This is a genomic window from Massilia sp. TWP1-3-3 (assembly GCF_049897805.1).
Lineage (GTDB): Bacteria > Pseudomonadota > Gammaproteobacteria > Burkholderiales > Burkholderiaceae_D > Telluria_A.
In genome coordinates this window covers 1-738 of record NZ_JAFCWX010000130.1, presented here as the reverse complement: position 1 = coordinate 738, position 738 = coordinate 1, and the positions used below count along the sequence as shown (strand labels likewise).

At 62.5% G+C, this 738-nt stretch carries 1 protein-coding gene; it reads right to left on the bottom strand.

Annotated elements, in window-relative coordinates; all coding sequences use genetic code 11:
• Positions 1-738, bottom strand: a 738-nt coding sequence (locus ACP7D4_RS28165) for an IS3 family transposase (RefSeq protein ID WP_426212740.1), incomplete at both ends; no start/stop codon positions are given.

The following is a 738-nucleotide window of genomic DNA, read 5'->3' as shown; positions in this document are numbered from 1 at the left end:
CATCAGCTCGCCCATGTTTGCGTAGCCGTTCAGGTAGACGTCCTCGTACTTGACGGTGCGCCACAGTCGTTCCACAAAGATGTTGTCGAAGGCGCGTCCACGCCCGTCCATGCTGATGGTGACACTCTCGCGTTTGAGCACGCCCGTGAAGGCCTCGCTGGTGAACTGCGAACCCTGGTCGCTGTTGAACACCTCGGGCGTCCCGTGCGAGCGCAGGGCGTCCTCCAGGCAGTCCACGCAGAACGACGCGTCCATGCTGTTGCTGATGCGCCAGCTGAGCACCTTGCGGCTGTACCAGTCGATCACGGCGACCAAATACGCGAAGCCATGCGCCAGCCGGATGTACGTGATGTCAGTACTCCACACCTGGTTGGGGCGCTCGATCGGCACCCCGCGCAGCAGGTACGGATAGACCTTGTTTTCTGGATGCGCCTTGCTCGTGTTCGGCCCCGGCGCCATGCCCGCAAGTCCCATCTCGCGCATCATGCGCTGCACCCGTTTGCGATTGACGACGTGGCCCTGGGTCAGCAGAAAGCACACCATCTTGCGGCTGCCGTAGAACGGCCGGCGCGTGTATTCCTCGTCGATCAGCCGGCACAGCAGCAGTTCCACAATGCAGACCTCCTGCGGCTTGCGCTGAGCATAAACAGTGGCCCTGGACACGCCCCCCAGCTCACATTGCTGGCTCACCGCCATGTCCTTTTCAGGGCTCACCCACGCCATCCGCGTCATCACTGG